Annotated in this window: 17 protein-coding genes; 13 read left to right on the top strand and 4 right to left on the bottom strand. The window is 45.9% G+C overall.

What is annotated here, in order from left to right:
• Nucleotides 1-4 precede the first annotated feature (4 nt).
• The 10 genes from AC3WTJ_RS19065 (at nt 5) to AC3WTJ_RS19020 (ending at nt 10386) form a co-directional block, all read left to right on the top strand.
• Nucleotides 5-877 (top strand): carbohydrate ABC transporter permease, encoded by an 873-nt coding sequence (locus AC3WTJ_RS19065; RefSeq protein WP_492523152.1) that lies wholly within the window; start codon nt 5-7, stop codon nt 875-877.
• 48 nt (nt 878-925) lie between these two features.
• A complete protein-coding gene (locus tag AC3WTJ_RS19060) occupies nt 926-2077 on the top strand; it encodes an efflux RND transporter periplasmic adaptor subunit (RefSeq protein WP_492523151.1) in 1152 nt (383 codons plus the stop codon).
• Between the two features lie 234 nt (nt 2078-2311).
• Nucleotides 2312-4153: a sigma-54-dependent Fis family transcriptional regulator gene (locus tag AC3WTJ_RS19055; RefSeq protein ID WP_492523150.1), complete on the top strand. Its 1842-nt coding sequence runs from the start codon at nt 2312-2314 to the stop codon at nt 4151-4153.
• Nucleotides 4154-4275: 122 nt separating this feature from the next.
• Complete coding sequence (locus tag AC3WTJ_RS19050) at nt 4276-5235, top strand: 2-keto-3-deoxygluconate permease (protein WP_407872779.1); 960 nt, start codon at nt 4276-4278, stop codon at nt 5233-5235.
• A 33-nt stretch (nt 5236-5268) separates the two neighbouring features.
• Nucleotides 5269-6582 (top strand): four-carbon acid sugar kinase family protein, encoded by a 1314-nt coding sequence (locus AC3WTJ_RS19045; protein ID WP_492523149.1) that lies wholly within the window; start codon nt 5269-5271, stop codon nt 6580-6582.
• Nucleotides 6575-7573: a 4-hydroxythreonine-4-phosphate dehydrogenase PdxA gene (gene pdxA, locus AC3WTJ_RS19040; RefSeq protein WP_492523148.1), complete on the top strand. Its 999-nt coding sequence runs from the start codon at nt 6575-6577 to the stop codon at nt 7571-7573. Before AC3WTJ_RS19045 ends, pdxA begins: the two co-directional genes overlap by 8 nt.
• Nucleotides 7574-7709: 136 nt before the next feature.
• Nucleotides 7710-8219 (top strand): GNAT family N-acetyltransferase, encoded by a 510-nt coding sequence (locus AC3WTJ_RS19035; protein WP_492523147.1) that lies wholly within the window; start codon nt 7710-7712, stop codon nt 8217-8219.
• A 127-nt stretch (nt 8220-8346) separates the two neighbouring features.
• Nucleotides 8347-8781 (top strand): YciI family protein, encoded by a 435-nt coding sequence (locus AC3WTJ_RS19030; protein ID WP_492523146.1) that lies wholly within the window; start codon nt 8347-8349, stop codon nt 8779-8781.
• A complete protein-coding gene (locus tag AC3WTJ_RS19025) occupies nt 8778-10064 on the top strand; it encodes an RNA polymerase sigma factor (RefSeq protein ID WP_492523145.1) in 1287 nt (428 codons plus the stop codon). Before AC3WTJ_RS19030 ends, AC3WTJ_RS19025 begins: the two co-directional genes overlap by 4 nt.
• Nucleotides 10045-10386 (top strand): DUF1801 domain-containing protein, encoded by a 342-nt coding sequence (locus tag AC3WTJ_RS19020; protein WP_492523144.1) that lies wholly within the window; start codon nt 10045-10047, stop codon nt 10384-10386. Before AC3WTJ_RS19025 ends, AC3WTJ_RS19020 begins: the two co-directional genes overlap by 20 nt.
• Before the next feature lie 59 nt (nt 10387-10445).
• Here AC3WTJ_RS19020 and AC3WTJ_RS19015 read toward each other — a convergent pair whose 3' ends face one another.
• The 3 genes from AC3WTJ_RS19015 to AC3WTJ_RS19005 all read right to left on the bottom strand — a co-directional run bounded on the left by AC3WTJ_RS19015 (nt 10446) and on the right by AC3WTJ_RS19005 (nt 14801).
• Nucleotides 10446-12248, bottom strand: coding sequence for an ABC transporter ATP-binding protein (locus tag AC3WTJ_RS19015; RefSeq protein ID WP_492523282.1), 1803 nt, complete (start codon nt 12246-12248; stop codon nt 10446-10448).
• A 31-nt stretch (nt 12249-12279) separates the two neighbouring features.
• The gene (locus AC3WTJ_RS19010) at nt 12280-14028 is read right to left on the bottom strand and encodes an ABC transporter ATP-binding protein (RefSeq protein WP_492523143.1); all 1749 of its coding nucleotides are present in this window, start codon (nt 14026-14028) and stop codon (nt 12280-12282) included.
• A gap of 197 nt (nt 14029-14225) precedes the next feature.
• Nucleotides 14226-14801 (bottom strand): CBO0543 family protein, encoded by a 576-nt coding sequence (locus tag AC3WTJ_RS19005; RefSeq protein ID WP_492523142.1) that lies wholly within the window; start codon nt 14799-14801, stop codon nt 14226-14228.
• A 160-nt stretch (nt 14802-14961) separates the two neighbouring features.
• Here AC3WTJ_RS19005 and AC3WTJ_RS19000 point away from each other — a divergent pair, with 160 nt between their 5' ends.
• Both AC3WTJ_RS19000 and AC3WTJ_RS18995 read left to right on the top strand, forming a co-directional pair.
• A complete protein-coding gene (locus tag AC3WTJ_RS19000; RefSeq protein ID WP_407872790.1) occupies nt 14962-15264 on the top strand; it encodes a hypothetical protein in 303 nt (100 codons plus the stop codon).
• A gap of 15 nt (nt 15265-15279) precedes the next feature.
• Nucleotides 15280-15738, top strand: a complete 459-nt coding sequence (locus AC3WTJ_RS18995; RefSeq protein ID WP_127457217.1) for a hypothetical protein — start codon at nt 15280-15282, stop codon at nt 15736-15738.
• A gap of 74 nt (nt 15739-15812) precedes the next feature.
• Here AC3WTJ_RS18995 and AC3WTJ_RS18990 read toward each other — a convergent pair whose 3' ends face one another.
• Entirely contained in the window at nt 15813-16691 is an 879-nt protein-coding gene (locus AC3WTJ_RS18990) for a LysR family transcriptional regulator (RefSeq protein ID WP_492523141.1), read from the bottom strand.
• Between the two features lie 135 nt (nt 16692-16826).
• Here AC3WTJ_RS18990 and zwf point away from each other — a divergent pair, with 135 nt between their 5' ends.
• Nucleotides 16827-18350, top strand: a complete 1524-nt coding sequence (gene zwf / locus AC3WTJ_RS18985; RefSeq protein ID WP_492523140.1) for a glucose-6-phosphate dehydrogenase — start codon at nt 16827-16829, stop codon at nt 18348-18350.
• Nucleotides 18351-18377: the final 27 nt, after the last annotated feature.

The following is an 18377-nucleotide window of genomic DNA, read 5'->3' as shown; positions in this document are numbered from 1 at the left end:
AGACATGGTAAGACGGTTGACCAAGGTTATCGTCACTCTCATATTAGCGATGGCAGCAGGCATCTCCTTGGTTCCCATTGTACTAACCTTTACGAATTCTCTCATGACCGAAAGTGAGATTGGACTTAACTATGATTGGATAGGGAAAATGCCTGATGCGGCAGCAGGAGATAAGGATGCATTCGTTAATCTGAAGTGGATTCCGGATTGGCTTAGTTTCAATCAATATCTCGAAGTATTAGTGAGAAATCCGAAGTTTCTCCATATGTTCTGGAACTCAGTAGGGCTGGTCGTCCCCATCATCCTGGGTCAAGTCGTTGTAGCTTCATTAGCGGCTTATGCATTTGCCAAACTTCGCTTCCCTGGAAGAGACAAATGGTTTCTCTGTTATCTGCTGACGATGTTAATGCCTTTTCAAGTAACGTTAGTCCCTAATTATATTATTTTGGAAAAGCTTGGGCTGCTAAATACACAATTGGCGATTGTGCTGCCAGGCATCTTCGCGGCTTTCGGAGTCTTCATGCTGCGCCAATTTATGTTTCATATTCCAGCTGTTTTGACAGAAGCGGCCAAAATGGACGGAGCCAGCCATTTCACGATCTTTGGTCGTATCATTCTTCCACTTGTAAGACCGGGGTTTGCCGCACTTATAGTTCTGTTATTCGTCGATTATTGGAACATGGTCGAGCAGCCGCTTATCTTTCTGCAGGATGCGGTCCAGCAGCCCTTATCGCTTTATTTGGCACAGATTAGCAAAGAGGCTAGAGGTGTCGTTTTCGCAGCTTCCGTGCTCTATATGAGTCCTATGGTGGTTTTATTTCTTTATGCTCAAAACCATTTCGTTGAAGGGATTCAACTTTCAGGGATTAAAGGATAAAGCGGCATCGGGTCGATTTGAGCAAAGGCAGGATCAGGAGGAAACGTTTTGGATTTTGAAATGAAAAATGGTAATAGCAAGCCCGGAAAACGCTGGCTTCATCTTGTCACTGTACTGATGATAGCCGTGTTCGTGATTTCAACGTTGCTGAGCAACACCCTTTACGGCATGACGCTTCCGAAGGTGACGACACAAAGCGTTGGTCCTGGACAATTGGATCAAACTTTTAAAGGCAGTGCATTTCTAAAACCCATGGAAATAAGAGAGCTCTCAGGACAACCAGGTTGGAAGGTGAGTAAGGTACAGGTGCAAAAAGGGGAAGTTGTCCAAAAGGGACAGCTTCTTGTACAGTACGACAATGAGGAAGCTCAAAATCAGCTGCAAACCGAGCAAACGTCATTAAACAAGCTGATGTTATCCATGGAAAAGCTGGAGTATGACTATGTACAGGCGGTGCATAGCGGGGATCAAGGCAACATTCTGGCTGCCAAAGCCGCAGTGGAAAGCGCCAAGCTTGACATCACTTCCCAACAGACGCGGATTAGCGATATGAGCGCTAAATTGGACGCATCTCAATCGCTGCTCGCTCCTTTCGACGGAAAGGTTGCGGAAATCAACGCAAAAGAAGGCATGGGGGCACTCACAGGCGCCGCAGATATCCTGCTTTTGAATACTCAGATGGGCTACAAAATCAGCTTGGTGGTTCCTGCTTCTATTACCGATAGTCTGACTCTAGGAGAAGCAATTGAAGTTCAACTTCATGGGCAGAATGATCAGTCTATTTCAGGTAAAGTAGCGCATATAGAGGAAGCGGAGATTGGAAATGCCTTATTAACTGAAACCAATGGCGGGCAATCTGAAAAGTCTGTAGACAGCAATCAGTTGACGATAATTTTTCAAGATGCATCGCTCACAGGGAATGAAAGGGCTCAAGTTACGCTTACTAAGAAAGGAAAGCCCGGCATGATGCTTGTTTCGAAGGCTTCCGTGCGGAGCGATGCGGCAGGCGCGTTCGTTTATACGGTCGAAGAAAGAAAAGGTCCGCTCGGCAATGCGTTCCATGCCATACGAAGAAGCGTGAAAGTCGTAGAATCGAACGAGCAAGCTGCCGCTGTTGAAGGATTGTTTCCCCAGGAACCGGTCATTGTAGAAAGCAGTGAACCGCTTTTGGATGGGAGCAGAGTTCGAGTTGTCGAGTAAGTGGATGAAGATGTATGATGACATAATTAAAATTATGTAAACAAATAACCGATTTCACATGTGTCATAATCATGTGAAATCGGTTATTTGTATTGTTCAAGCTATATATTGTTGCATAATCAAGTATTCAGTTGAAGAATTGGCTATAATAAAATAAAAATGCTTATAATATTTGATAATTGTTGTAATATGCAACGCTTCACTCATATTTTTCACAAAGGGGATTCAATTCGTATGCAAATCAAAGTACTGGCGATCGCTCCATACCCCGGACTAAAGGGTTTAATTGAAAATATCGCAAAAGAGGATCCACGAATAAAGATCGATATCGAAGTCGCGGATCTTCATAATGCTCTTCCTATTGTCCATGCTGCCAAAGGAAAATATGATGTCATCTTGAGCCGTGGGGGAACCTCAACACTTATAAAAAGTCAAGTAACAACGCCTGTGGTCGATATTCCAGTCTCCGGATACGATATTTTGAGAGTGCTCACATTGGTGAAAAATTCAAATAGCAAGGTAGCCATCATTGGCTTTCCAAATATTTGCCGCGGTGTCGCGGAGGTATCCAGCCTGCTCGATTATGAAATTCCCATCTATTCGGTAGATCGGGCTGATGACGTTCCTGAAGCGCTGCAAAAAGCTTTTGAAAAGGATGCCCAAATCGTGCTTGGAGACGTTGTCACTGTGAATACAGCTGAGCAAATGGGCTATAACGGCATTCTGATTACCAGCGGACGGGAGTCCGTGCTTGAAGCGCTTGAAGAGGTGAAAAGGATCTATGAATTCGTCTGGAAAGCCCAGGAGAACGAACATTTATTTGAGCATATTCTGGAGCACCACAGGACGGGCGTCATGGCTGTCAACGAAAGCGGCGGCATTCTTTATGCCAATGAGGCAGCTGCATCATTATTAGGCTATAACAGCGCTGTGATACGCGGGATGAATCTGGCCGGCATCGATCCGATATGGAGCCGTTATTTGGAGGAAGCCGGTAAAGGAACAACGAGCGGCGTAAATAAGCAAACAAAATGGTTTCAAAAAAGGCAGGTAAGCATTGAAATCATCGTGCCTTCCAAGCAAAATCGGCTTAGCTACCACTATTTCATTTATTTATATCCTTCAGAGAATCAACTGAACAGTACCGCTACTTACAATTTCCAATTAACCGACCGGATTGCTACGTTTGCCCAGATAATGGGCTCCAGCAGTGTCATTATGCAAGCAATCAAACGTGCCAAAGCGATGGCGCAGACACGCAATCCCATTTGGATATCGGGCGAAGAGGGCAGCGGAAAGCAGTTATTCTGTCAAGCCATTCATTCCGCTAGCGAGAGCGCAGGGGACGCGCTATATAGCATTCCTTGCGAACAATTATCGGAGGAGGAGCAGGAGGCGGTTCTACTCGGAACAGACGACTATCCGGGACTGCTTTTCAAAGAATCTGTCGGAACGATTTGTCTGGAAAATATCCAGCACATTAGTCAGCGGCTGCAGCGCAAATTGCTTTCTACAATAACAACAGGTACGAACGTCCGTCTCATTGTAACTACATCCCACCCGATTAAGCTGATGCTAAAAAAAGAAGAAATGGAGCCGTCTTTTGTCCTAGCCTTTATGGATATGTACATCAGCCTGCCGCCTTTGCGCGAAAGATTGGAAGATATTGATGAGATCGCCCGTGTTTTAATTGCGAATTATAACTCGCGGCATGGCAAACAAATTGTTGGTATCCGGCAGGAGGTACTGGAAGACGATCTTATGCATAAGCTCTGGCCAGGAAACATTCACCAACTGAGGATCGTCCTTGAGAGCATGCTTGCCTGTACGAACGGTCATTATATTGGCCTGAATGAAGCGAAAGAAGGTTGGCAAAAGGTCAAGGAATCGTTGCAAAATGAAGCAACCAGCCAACTGGCGACGATCAATTTATCCGGGACTTGGGATGAAATTGAGCAGCGCATTCTTTTGGAAATATTAGAAAAAGAAGGTATGAATCAATCGAAAGCCGCAAAACGGCTAGGAATTAATCGTTCAACCCTCTGGAGAAAGTTAAAGGATGTGTTGCAAATTTAAACGATTGACCCCGTTGTTATCGTAGAACACCTGTCTTATAATCATCGTATGGGCGATAACGATTATATGTGTTGCAGATTGCAACTATATGCTCAACATAACTTCTTAGGAGGAAGCACACCATGAGAATTAAGGCAGCCATTGATCGGATTCCCGGGGGGATGATGATTGTTCCGCTCATTCTGGGAGCTATTATTACAACATTATTCCCCTCAATGGGAAAAACATTTGGATCTTTTACAGGCGCATTGATGACGGGATCTTTGCCTATTTTAGCTGTTTTCTATGTCTGTATGGGTTCAACGATCAACTTTAAAGCAACCCCTTACATTTTGAAAAAGGGTGGAACATTGCTTGGAACGAAGATTTTAACAGCAATCGTTGTAGGATTTATAGCCGCTAAGTTCTTAGGCAATGGAATGATTAGCGAAGGCTTCTTTGCCGGCATATCGGTATTGGCTATCGTAGCGGCGATGAATGATACAAATGGTGGATTGTACATGGCTTTAATGGGGCAATTCGGCAAGAAAGAAGATGTTGGCGCTTACTCTGTCATGAGCTTGGAATCGGGACCATTCTTTACGATGATTTCATTAGGTATCGCAGGTTTAGCCGCATTTCCATGGCAGACTTTCGTTGGTGCGATTTTGCCATTAATCGTCGGAATGATCTTGGGGAATTTAGACAAAGAAATGCGCGAGTTTTTATCCAAAGCTGTACCTGTCTTGGTTCCATTCTTTGCTTTTGCATTGGGAGCAGGTTTGAATCTTCAGACGGTTTGGAAAGCCGGTTTCCTTGGCGTATTGCTCGGTATTGGCGTCGTCGCTGTGACAGGCCTTACTTTGACACTGATTGACCGTTTGATCGGCGGCAACGGCATTGCCGGTATATCGGCCGCATCGACAGCAGGAAACGCAGCAGGTGTGCCGGCGGCTGTAGCCGCGGCGAATGCTGCCTATGCTCCGCTTGTACCCTCTGCAACCGCATTGGTAGCCTCTTGCGTGATCGTGACAGCCATCCTTGTGCCGATCGTAACCGCTTGGTATGCCAAAAAAATTGGAGCTAAGAGCCAAATCAACTAAATCGTTCGAGATTTGCATGGGAGGAACTGCACCATGAAACAAATTGCCATCATTGCAGATGACTTGACCGGAGCTTCCGACTCAGGCGTTCAATTTGCAAGAAAAGGGCTGCAAACGCAAGTGTTTTTTGATATCGAGCAAGTTTCTAAATCACAACAGACGATGGAGGCAATCGTCATCGATACCGACAGCCGTGCTGCTATGCAAGAGATCGCCTATGCTCAGGTGAAAGAAGCGGCGTGCCAGATCGATCAAGCGGCTTTCCCGCATATGTATAAGAAAATGGACTCTACCCTTCGAGGAAACCTGGGCATTGAAATCGACGCAGTAATGGATGTCATTCCGTATGACTTTGCTGTCGTTGCCCCGGCATTCCCTAAGATTGGACGTACTACTTTACAGGGCGTACATTATCTGAACGGCGTTCCGGTCAGTGAAACCGAAATCGCCAATGACCCGAAATGTCCAGTCAAGGAATCGGATTTAGTCAAATTATTTGCTTCGCAATCCAAGCGTAAAGTCGGCCTTATTCCTTTAGAAATCCTACATGCAGGCAAAAATCAGGTGCACCTGAACATTCAATCCCTCCTTGAAGCGAAAACGGAACTTATCGTTTTTGATGCTGCTACCGAAGAAGATGTCCAGCATATCGCGGAATGGGTTGCCCAAACCAGCTATAAAATACTATGGGCAGGTTCTGCTGGATTGGCTGATTTCCTGCCTGATGCTTTATCGCTTCCTGTTCGTACAGGTGATTCTGCGCCGCAATTATCAGGGGGGACGAAACCTGTGATGTTAGTCGCAGGAAGCATCTCGCAGGTGACTCGCGGGCAAGTGGCTGCGTATAACAGTGATCCGCAAGTCATTGCCGTAGAATTAGATACGGTACAAGCGATTGCTTCCGAAGAAGGCTTAAAGGCTGAGATTGAACGATGTGGAAGAGAGCTTCAGGCTGCATTACAAAACGGTTTGGATGTCTCCCTATGCGCGAGTTCATCTCCTGATCAAGTTCGATTGACGAAGTCAGCAGGTTTGCAAAGAGGGTTAGACTCGACGGAAGTATCCAACCAGATCTCGCATATATTGGGTGCAATCGCCTCCGAGATTATGGAGAGTATCGAGTTGCAAGGGGTTATTTTAACAGGAGGAGATACGGCAAAAGGTGTATGTAAGCATTTGGGCGTATCTTCTATCCAACTGATAAAAGAAATAGAACCAGGGATCCCGTTGGGTCTCCTTGTTCGTAATCAACCCGTATGGGCGGTTACAAAAGCGGGAGCTTTCGGGCAAGAGCATAGCTTATCCAAGGCTAAAAAAGCATTAAAGGGGGAAACATTCAATGAATAGACCAATCATCGGTATCACGATGGGTGATGGAGCAGGTGTAGGCCCGGAAATCATCATGAAATCACTGAAAGATGCTCAGATTTATCAAACTTGCCGCCCTTTTGTCATTGGTGATGCTAAATTATTGGAGAGAGCGGATCAATTCGTTCAAACTGGACTTCGTGTACGCCGAATTGCTTCTGTGGAAGAAGCGCAGTTTGAGCACGGAATTGTGGACTGTTATGATCTAAACTTATTGCCGGCCGATCTTCCCATTGGCCAAGTATCCAAAGAAGCCGGACATGCCGCATTCATGTATTTGAAACAGGCGATTGAACTGGCTAACACGGGAGCAATTGATGCAATTTGTACCGCTCCGCTGAATAAAGAAGCGCTTCATAAGGGTGGACACATTTACCCGGGTCATACCGAGATTTTGGCGGATTTGACGGGAACCGAGGATTTCTCCATGATGCTTTCCGCTCCAAAATTGAAAGTCATCCACGTCACGACACACGTTGGTATTCTAGATGCTGTACGTATGATCAATCCGGATCGTGTCTATAAAGTCATTCGAATGGCTCACGAAACTTTGCAAAAAGCTGGCTATACGCAGCCTAAAATTGCCGTATGCGGGATCAATCCGCATGCGGGAGAGAACGGACTTTTTGGATATGGCGAAGAAGATGAAAAAGTTGTTCCTGCTGTGAAGAAGGCGCAAGAAGAATGCATTCAAGTCGTAGGACCTCTGCCTGCCGATACGCTATTCTTCCGCGCGACGCGGGGAGACTTCGATATCATCGTTGCCATGTATCATGATCAAGGACATGGTCCGATCAAAGTATTAGGCCTAGAAGCCGGTGTAAATATTACCGTTGGTCTTCCAATCATTAGAACCAGCGTAGACCACGGTACGGCGTTCGATATTGCCGGCAAAGGAATTGCGGACGAGCAAAGTCTGAAAGAAGCGATTAAGCAAGCGATTGAGTTAGCTCCTAGACGCGAACAATAAGAGTTCGGTTAATAAACCTCTGGATAGGCCATTGTGCCGTGTTCAGAGGTTTTTTGCCGTTGGATCTTAAAAGGGTTTAATAATGAAATGAAGAATAGTAAAAGACAGGAAATTAGAAGCCAGGAGGAGTCAAGTGATGAATATAAGAGTTTTGGAGGAGTTCGATGCCAAGTTGTATCAAGCATTACGATTAAAAGCTTTGAAACTCAGCCCTGAGGCTTTTGGCTCGACTTATGAAAGAGAAGTGCAATTAACGTTGGATACCTTCGTAGAGCGGATTAAACCCACGGATGGAAAATTTGTACTTGGCGCTTTTGATGAAAACGGATCGCTGGTTGGCAGTGTAAGATTTGTTCAAGATAACGGCATGAAAAGCAGCCATAAAGGAAATGTCTATGGGATGTATGTCGCACCGGAAGCAGGCGGGCAAGGTTTAGGAAAAAAACTGATGCTGGAATTGATTAGAAGAGCAAGCAGTTATGAGGGAATGGAGCAAATCAATTTAATCGTTCTGTCTGAGAATGTCATTGCCAAAAAATTGTACAAGTCCTTAGGTTTTGAAATCTATGGTGTTGAACATAAAGCATTGAAGTATAACGGGCAATATTTTGATGAGGATTTAATGGTTCTGTACCTATCAAAATAAGTAGAAAAATTTTTTTGTAACTTGTCGATTCTTCCGTTTTTAATTCGTTGTCCTTATAGAGCGCAAAATTCTATCATAGATGTCATGCAGATGGCAAAACCAAAACAAAAATCGGAGGGATACATTTATGAGATTCATGATGATCGTTAAAGCTACAACAGATTCAGAAGCAGGGAATAAGCCAAGTCAAGAGCTACTTGACGCCATGCAAAAGTATAATGAGGAATTAGTCCGAGCAGGCGTTTTGCTCGCTGCCGATGGCCTGCAGCCAAGCTCTAGCGGCATACGGATTTCTTACCCGGAAGCTGGGGGCAAACCGAAAGTGGTTGATGGCCCTTTCACTGAAGCCAAAGAAATGATCGCCGGATACACGTTAATTGAAGTTAAGTCCAGGGAAGAAGCGATCGAATGGGCGATGCGCATGCCGGATCCTCATGGTTTTGGCCAAGGGGAAATTGAACTCAGACAGGTGTTCGAGATGGAGGAATTGGCGGACAATCCGGCAATACTTGCGAAAGACGCAGCCCTTCGCGAGCAAATACGGGAGCAGCATAAAGCGTGAACTTGTCCCGAACTCATCGAACCCTCGATACCATATGGCGAATCGAGTCGCCTAAAATTATCGCGGGATTAACACGAATGGTGCGCGATGTTAGTCTCGCAGAGGATCTTGCCCAGGATGCTCTGGTCATTGCTCTCGATCGATGGTCCGATCACAATATTCCAGATAATCCGGGCGCATGGCTGATGACAACGGCCAAACGGCGAGCCATTGATCATATGCGCAGAAATAAACGACGTGATCAAAAGTATATGGAGATTGGACACCAGATGGAATTATTTAAAGAAAGTGAACATTGGGACGGGGAGATCGGCGATGACATCCTCCGATTGATTTTTATGACTTGCCATCCCAGCCTATCGCAGGAAGCAAGAGTTGCACTGACCCTTCGCCTGTTATGCGGGCTTACGACGGAAGAGATTGCACGATCTTTCCTCGTTGCTGAGTCAACGATTGCCCAGCGAATCGTGCGGGCCAAGAAAACCCTGAGTACGGGAAAGGTTCCCTTTGAAGTGCCGAATGAGGAACTCAAGGACCGTCTGACTGCCGTGTTTGAAGTCATTTACCTCATGTTCAATGAAGGGTACTCGGCAACCTCGGGGCTGCATTGGATCCGCCCCTTATTGTGTCAGGAGGCATTGCGGCTCGGACGTGTTCTGGCCGAGATTGCAACGGAGGAACCTGAGGTGCATGGACTTGTCGCTTTAATGGAGATTCAATCTTCCCGGTTTAAAGCACGGGTTAACACCGAAGGAGAACCCGTGCTTCTCATGGAGCAAAATCGAGCGCGTTGGGACTATTTACTGATTCGCCGTGGTTTGAACGCTTTAGAACGAAGCAAGAAGTTAGGTAAAGCTCTTGGTCCATATACACTTCAGGCCGCGATTTCGGCCTGTCATGCACAGGCGCGAACGGCAGCAGAGACGGATTGGGTCCGAATTGCTGCGCTGTACGAAGCGCTTTCGAGAGTATCACCGTCGCCGATTGTTGAGCTAAACCGAGCTGTGGCTATTTCAATGGCGTTTGGTCCAGCATTCGGATTACAGATTGTCGACGAACTGCAGTCGGAGACATCCTTAAAGGAATACCATTTGTTACCGAGTGTTCGCGGTGATCTCTTGGTTAAGTTAGGACGGGATGATGAGGCCTGCATGGAATTTGATCGCGCCGCAACCATGACAAGGAATGAACGTGAAAAGGAACTTTTATTGAAACGGGTGGAAGAAATTAAATCAGCAAAGTTAGAAAAGGAGAGGTTACAATATGAATCCGGAAGTAACTGATTTTATTGAGGCGTTGAAAGAACCGTGGCAGAGGGACATGTCTGTCAAACTTCGACAAATTGTCCAGGAAGTCGTCCCGGACGTGCATGAACGCATGCAATATAAGAAACCGCATTTTTTGAAAAATGGCAAATATGCCGCCGTCATATCCACGTCCAAAGACGCAGTGAGCTTCACCATTTTTAATGCGAATGGGTTAACTTTCCCGAACGGATTATTCGACGGTCCTCCGGAAAGAAAGACAATGAAGCTGAAGCAAGGGCAAGCCATTGATCCCGAGCTGTTGTCATCCTTAGTTAGCCAAGCTGTTGCAGGACTTTAAGATAATAATATCTAGAAAACAGCCCCAGGTATGCTAAGCATCCTGGGGCTGTAGTGTGTCTATTCCGCTGCACTTTCGAGATTTTTAAACTGATTTGAAAACATCCGGGAATACGTGCCATCTTGGCCCATCAAAACGTTGTGACTGCCTTGCTCGGCGATTTCGCCACGATCAATAACCATAATCGTATCCGCATCCCGAATCGTATTCAGCCGATGCGCAATAATGAAACTCGTACGCCCTTTCATGATCGAGAGGAGGGCTTCCTGAATATGCAATTCCGTTCGCGTATCAATGCTGCTCGTTGCCTCGTCCAGAATGAGAATGGAGGGATCTGCCAGGATGACGCGCGCAATCGCAAGCAATTGGCGCTGCCCTTGACTTAAATTACCGCCGTTCTCGGAGAGCGGGGTGTCGTAACGCTTCGGCAGCCGGCTAATGAAGGCATCAGCATTCGCGAGCTTCGCAGCGGCAACCACTTCAGCATCGCTGGCATCGGGCTTGCTGTATTTGATGTTCTCCTTAATGGTGCCGGAGAATAGATACGTATCCTGCAGCACGATGCCGAAGCTGCGGCGTAAACTGTCACGCGTGTATGATTTAATATCGCGTCCGTCAATCAAGATCGTACCGCTTGTAGCGTCATAGAACCGGGTCACCAAATTCACAATCGTCGTCTTGCCTGCGCCTGTCGGTCCGACGAGCGCGAGGCTGCTGCCAGCCGGCGCATCAAAGCTGACTTGATTGATAATCGGCATATCCGGCCGATAGCCGAAGGTGACGTCCTGGAAAGAGACATGCCCGACGGGTTTTACCAGTTCGATAGCGCCAGGCTCATCTTCAACTTCTTCGGCTTCGTCCAATACTTCAAAAGCGCGTTCTGCTCCTGCAACACCCGATTGCAGCACGTTGTACGTGTTCGCGATCTCATTAAGCGGCCTCACAAATTGGCGCGAGTAGCTCAGGAAGCTGGCAATGACGCCGACAGTGATGTGGCCTTTCACGGCTAGAATGCCGCCGACAATCGCAACGGCGGAGAAGCCGATATTATTGATCACGCTGAGGAGAGGCATTAAAAAACCGGACCAGATTTGCGCTTTTAGCCCAACCTCATAAAGCTTTTCGTTCACGTTATTAAATTCATCTATAGCTTTCTTCTCACGGTTAAAGGCTTTAACAACGAGAAGTCCGGAAATCGTTTCCTCAATGTGGCCATTCAGCTTACCAAGTTGTGCCTGTTGGCCTTTGAATAACACGCTCGTTCGCTTGGTAATGGTTTTGGCGAGGAAGAACACGAGCGGCACGGTAATGAGGCTTGCAAGTGTCAGTGTAGGGCTTAGGATCAACATCATCACTAACGAACCAACGATGGCTATAGATCCTGACATCAGCTGTGTAGTGGACTGCGAGATCGAGTTGCTCACGTTGTCAATATCATTGGATAGCCGGCTCATGATATCCCCGTGAGAGCGTCCGTCGAAGAAAGCAAGAGGCAGCTTCTGCAGCTTGGCAAACATTGTTTGCCGGAGTCGCTTCACGACGCGCTGTGCCAGCCCGGCCATGACCCAGCTCTGCAGGAAAGTAAGCCCGCCATCTGCGATGTACGTGGAGATGAGAACGATCAGCGTCACATCAAGTACGCTATAGTCAACTTGGCCTACAGCCATTGCGTCAACGGCTACACCAATGAGATAAGGGCCGGCCAAGGTTAAGGCGGAGTCGGCAATAATGAACAGAAAGACGATCGTCAGCCATTTTCGTTCGGTGCCTAAATAGGACCATAGACGGCGTAGGGTGCCTTTGAAATTTTTGGGCTTCACGGCTGGAGCGCGGCCTCCCCGACCAATCGGCCCCGTGATCATCGGGACGTCAGGGGCTGGTTGACGCGATCCTTCATTCGGCTTTGACATGATGCGGCAGCTCCTTTCCGAATTGAGATTGGAAAATTTCTACGTAGACGCGGCAGCTCTTCATCAACGTCTCATGTGTGCCGATTCCGACAATTTCGCCGTCGTCCATCACGATGATTTTATCTGCGTCCATCACCGAGGTAATCCGCTGCGCAATGAGCAGACAGGTGACACCAGATGCGAAAGATTTCAGAGATTCTTTAATGTTTGTCTCCGTCGTCGTATCCAGAGCGCTTGTACAATCGTCAAGAATCAATACATCCGGCTTGCGAACGAGCGCACGGGCAATCGACAATCGCTGCTTCTGGCCGCCAGACAGGTTCACGCCGCGTTGGCCAAGCATCGTTTCATAACCCTCGGGAAACGAAGTTATAAAGCCATGGGCTTCCGCCATTTTGGCTGCTTGCATAATTTCGTCAAGAGTTGCATGTTCATTGCCCCAGCGCAGATTCTCTTCAATCGAACCACTAAACAGAATTGATTTCTGTGGTACGATGGCAATCTGATCACGCAGCTTAGCAGGATCAAGCTTTCCAATGTCCACTCCGTCTACACGGATCGTACCGGCGCTCGTATCATAGAATCGGGGGATAAGGCTCACAAGACTGCTTTTCCCTGATCCGGTAGATCCGATGATACCAATGGTTTCACCGGGCAGGCAGGTGAAGTTAATATTTTTCAGCACAGGATCTCCAGATGCACCCTCATAGGCAAACGAAACGTTTTCAAAATCAATCTGACATCCTTGACGACCCGTTGGCAGTGCAGCAGCGACGTCCCATGTCATGGTATTGACCTGATCGAAAACTTCGCCGATTCGATTGGCGGAGGCTTTAGCTCGCACGAATAAGTTGAAAACCATGGAAATCGTCATCAGCGCAAACAAAATTTGTGTCATGTAATTGACGAATGCTACGATATGTCCGACTTGCATTTGACTGTTATTCACGCGCCAGGCTCCCAGCCATAATACGGCAGCGATCCCGAAATTGACGCTGAGCAGGATAGAGGGGTTAAAAATAGCCAGCAGCCTCGTCACCTTTATGGATCTGTTCTGATACTCGATATTGGCCTGTTGAAACTTACCCGTCTCGTGATCGAACCGGTTAAAAGCTTTGACGACGCGTACGCCGGATAGATACTCCCGCATAACCCGATTGACGCTGTCCAGCGCCTTTTGCACGCCTACAAATCGGGAAAAACCCACTTTCAAGTTCAACGCAACGAGCACGCCGACGACCGGGACAACGATGAGCAGTACGACGGACAAATTAGGGTTAAGTCGCACGGCCATAATGAGACTCCCGATGCACAGAAGGGGAGCTTTGACAAAAATGCGCATAAGTCCATTGACAAAATTTTGCACCTGCGTCACATCATTCGTTAATCGCGTAATTAATGACGCGCGTTCGAATTGCTCGATATTCGCGAACGAGAGCGATTGGATTTTTTCGAATAAATCCCTTCTTAACTCCGTGCCGAATTTCTGTGAAACATGGCTTGCCACAATATTGCGCATCGAGGCTGCAACAGCCCCGAACGCGGTGATGATCAGCATTAATCCGCCCATACGGAGCACGTAATCCAGCCGTTTCTCCGCAACACCCACGTCCAAGATGTGGGACATAATCGTTGGTTGCAGCAAATCCGCGAGCGCTTCCAACGTCACGAAAAAGACAGCAACCAGAAATAGTTTCCAGTGCTTGCTGACATAAATCTTCATAAAACCCATCGTGTACACTCCTTTTTCCGTGGTCAGCCCCTCACTTGAACATTACTCCGATTTTGGCAAATTGTCATCCTAGGTATTTGTTAAAACTGGAAAAAAGGCGGTTTTATTCTTCTCTATTAGAAAAAAGTGCTGTATACGAGCTGCGAAAAAAAGACTCTAAACCCTCGACTGCTCAAGGGGATAGAGCCTTTCTTTTACTAGGCATTCCTAGGATTTCTTTGAAAATAAAGAAACAAATCCGTTATCAGCTTGGCAAGGACCGTAACCAGGAAGTAAAGCAGAAATAAATAAAAGTAATTCATTTTGCCGTACAGATGAAATAAATCCACGGTGGATAACAATGGTTTTAAGACAAAAGCGAAGGCGGCACACATCAGTGCGCCAAATAAATAGTAATTTTTTTTATGATTCAGGGTCCACTGATAGAGCAGCATCAGCACAACCGGATTAAAAGCAGCATCCATCGTGATACTTGTTGGCAAGTAAGGCATGATTTTATAGGGAAATCCCCAAATATAATTTCGTTCACCATACAGATGAACATAGGTAGCCATGACATGTACGCTGAAGCCATAGAATCCGATTTGCAACGCTTTCTTACGATCGAGAACGAACCAGAGTATGACTAAGGGAAAAACGAACATAGCCATATTGACCCAAAATTCCCATGTCTGGGCGTTGGAATATTGGACCCAATAATCGATCCAGGAGTGGGACAGCGACTTCTCTTTATTTAATAATTCCTCGTATACATGCTGTTGCTCTGGTGTCATAGAAGATCTCCCTGCATGTCTTTTTGTTATTATGCGCGCTTCGCACGATTTTACACGGGATGATGGAAAATTTATCTTTTTAGTTTCGACACCACCCCCTGAAATCGACAAAATACGACGAATCGTTTAAAAGCTATGCATAATTAAGGAGTGAATCAAGATGGCGAATACTTACAAACGCTTCATTCAAAATCAACTCGAAAAAGCGAAATCTACCGCTTCCGAATTCATTACTTCAAGAAGTGACGAGCAAGATGAAGACACATTAGAATTGAGTCCTGACACATATGATCAACTGAGAGTAATCGCTAATATGCAGCATACGACTGTACAGGAAATCGTCAACAACATCATTGCCCAATACCTGGAAAGCTCCCCTTATGAAATAACCCACATCTCGGTGGATCAAAAGGAAGATAACCCGCTATTGTATTTGGATGGCATTTGCAAATTAGAGGATTAGGAGTGCTGACGACATATGGATAACCACATGAATATACAGGATGCCATTTTCCTGGATGGTACAGCTTTAGCCGCGTTCATGAACCCTGAGGATCCCAGTTATGCAAAAGCTCGTTCTTTGTTTCTGGATTTTCATGATCTGGAACGTAATTACGTGACGACGAACTCGATTATATTTGATCTTCACGAATGGCTGCGCAATGCGTACAGCTACCAGCGGGCCGAATATTTTCTGAGTGCAATCGATAAAGCCGTGAGCAAAGGCAAGTTGACACTGATCTCCAGCAGCCCTGAATTCGAAATGGAATCGCGCAGATTATTACTGGACAGACCCGAACTGCGGTTCTCGCTAAGTGAAGCATTCACTGCTGTGACCATGTCCTATTATCAAGTGAAACGGATATTCACGTTCAATCGCAATTTTATGATGCTTGTTAATTTGGATAAAAGCTTTCGTATCATCCCATCTAGTTAATAAATTACAGCAAAAAAAGAGGCAGTCCCAAAGTCATTTCATGACGGAGGGAGAGCCTCTTTTTTGTTTGAACTCTATTGAACCAACTCTATGAACCTTCTTGCTGAAATAGATAGAGGCATGTTGCGCATCGTCATAATCCCTACATGAGTAGGCGGCAGCTTGACATCCAATTGAATTTCGAAGAGGGAGCCTTCTTCCAGCTCTTTCGAAATAAATTCCTTCGTCACGTAGGAGATCCCTAGTCCTTTCCGTGCAAACTCGATGAGAAGCTCTACGCTGCCGACCTCAATTTCAGGCTTAAGCTTATACCCGTAGCTTTGGAATAATTCCGTAATGGCCATTCGTGCCCGGCTGTTGCGCGAGAATAGAATGACGGGATATTGCAGCAGCATTTCCAGGGATAATGTCTCGCCCTTCAATTGTTCGTAACGCGGCCCCGCCACAAAGCAATCTTTAAGCTGAATGCTTTCCCGTACTTCAAGTTGGGCATCGACAATCGGCATACGAACAACGCCCAAATCAATCCTGCCTTCTTTAAGAAAAGAGATAATTTCCGGTGTAGTTCCATGATTCAAATGCAGCTTGATCCCTGGGTGATTTTGGTGGAATTCTTCCAAATACGGGAGTAAGTAATGTTTGAAAAGAGAGTCGCTTCCGCCGATCCGCAGTTCGCCGCTGTCCAGATTTTTGAGCGCCGCCATCTTCTCCTCAGCTCTCGATATGAAGTTCTGAGACTGCTCGATGTAGGAATATAGAATCGCACCTTCTTGCGTTAAAGCAACACCTTTGGAATTCCTGTAAAACAAAGAGAGACCAAAGCTGTCCTCCAGCTGCTTGATGGCGTGGCTAACGCTTGGCTGGGTTATATACAGGGCTTTGGCAGCCTGTGTTAAACTGCCTGTTTTCGCTGCCCAATAAAAAACTTTGTACAATTCGTAATTATTTATCATAGATGAGGTCTATATCTCCTCTGAAATATAATGATTTCTTTTATAGGTGGTAATTATATTATAGTGGAGTTACGAAAAAGAAACCAGAGCTGCTAACTGATTGAGGGAGTTCTGTTGGAAGGAGAAGAGAAGAAAATGGAACCTACTACATTTGTCTTATTTGGAGCGACAGGGGATTTAGCCAAAAGAAAGATTTACCCCGCACTATTTAATTTGTTTGTCGATAATAAACTACCGGAATCCTTCTCTTTAATTGGTCTGGGAAGAAGAGAGCTTTCAGATGAAGCCTTCCAGGCGAATGTCGAACAATCTATCCATACTTTCTCCAGGCGTAAAGCAAACAATCCTGACTTATTGAAAAACTTCTTACGCACATTTCGTTACAGTGTACTTGACATAGATCGTAAAGAAGATTATCAGAAGCTGCTGCAGCTCATTGAACAACGGGAAGAAGAACTCCGTATCTTACCGAATCGCATGTTTTACTTATCTGTAGGACCTGAATATTTTGAAAAGATTGCTGCGAATATCAAAGAAAGTGGTCTAGGTTCCGCAGATGGTTGGAAACGCCTGGTAATTGAGAAACCATTTGGCCATGATTTACAATCCGCTCGGGATTTAAATCAGCAGTTAAGCAAAGCTTTTGCCGAAAATGAAATTTTTCGTATTGATCATTATCTTGGCAAACCCATGGTGCAAAAACTTGAGGTTATCCAGCAGTCCAATCCAGTCCTTCACGCGATATGGGCTAATAATTACATTGCCAACGTTCAGATTACGGCAAACGAAACTGTTGGTGTTGAAGAGAGAGCAGGCTATTACGATCATGTTGGCGCGGTAAGAGACATGTTCCAAAACCATATGCTGCAATTGCTAATGATGCTTACCATGCACCTGCCTAATGTCAGCAACTCCGAGTTGGTTCGGTTTAAGAAGAAAAAAGTGATGGAAAACCTCGAACCGCTGCTTAAACAGGATGTTGGTGCGAGTGTGATCCGCGGGCAATACAAAGAAGGTTCGATTGGAGGTAAGCAAGTCGTAGGTTATACCTCGGAGCCGGGGATTGCGAGCACATCCATGAACGATACATTTATTGCCGCTAAATTGCAGATCGACGATTTCTTCTGGCGGGGCGTTCCGATTTATATCCGGACAGGAAAAAGAATGCATGAGAAATCAACACGGATCGTCATCGAATTTAAAGAGCCGAATACGAATCTGACCCAACATCATGACGAAAGCCAAGTGCCCAATCTTTTGGTATTTGAAATTAGTCCAAATGAAAGTATCACGCTGCAATTAAATTCGAAAGATCCTTCCAAGAACGGGAAATACAAACCTATCCAAATCGACTTTCACGAAAGTCAGGAGGATGTTCCCGAAGCTTATGAAAACTTGATCTATGATGCTTTGCAAGGAGATCCTACGTTCTTTGCGCATTGGGACGAAGTCGAATTGGCTTGGGCATGGGTTCAACCGATCCTGGATGCTTTCCAAGAAAATTTAGTACCGCTTCATCTTTATGCCGCGGGCACGAATGGTCCCGCTGAATCCGATGCCTTATTGGCGGCGAATGGCCATCATTGGTGGTTTGACTCCAAGAATGAGCAAGTAAATAAACCAAGTGAAGAAAAATATTTTGCCCATCATACAAACTAATTGACGATTTATTCCCTGCATGCAGGT

Source organism: Paenibacillus sp. FW101-FHT12H11 (assembly GCF_058790355.1).
Note: the sequence above shows the minus strand (reverse complement) of the source record. Positions and strands in the feature narration are given on the sequence as shown.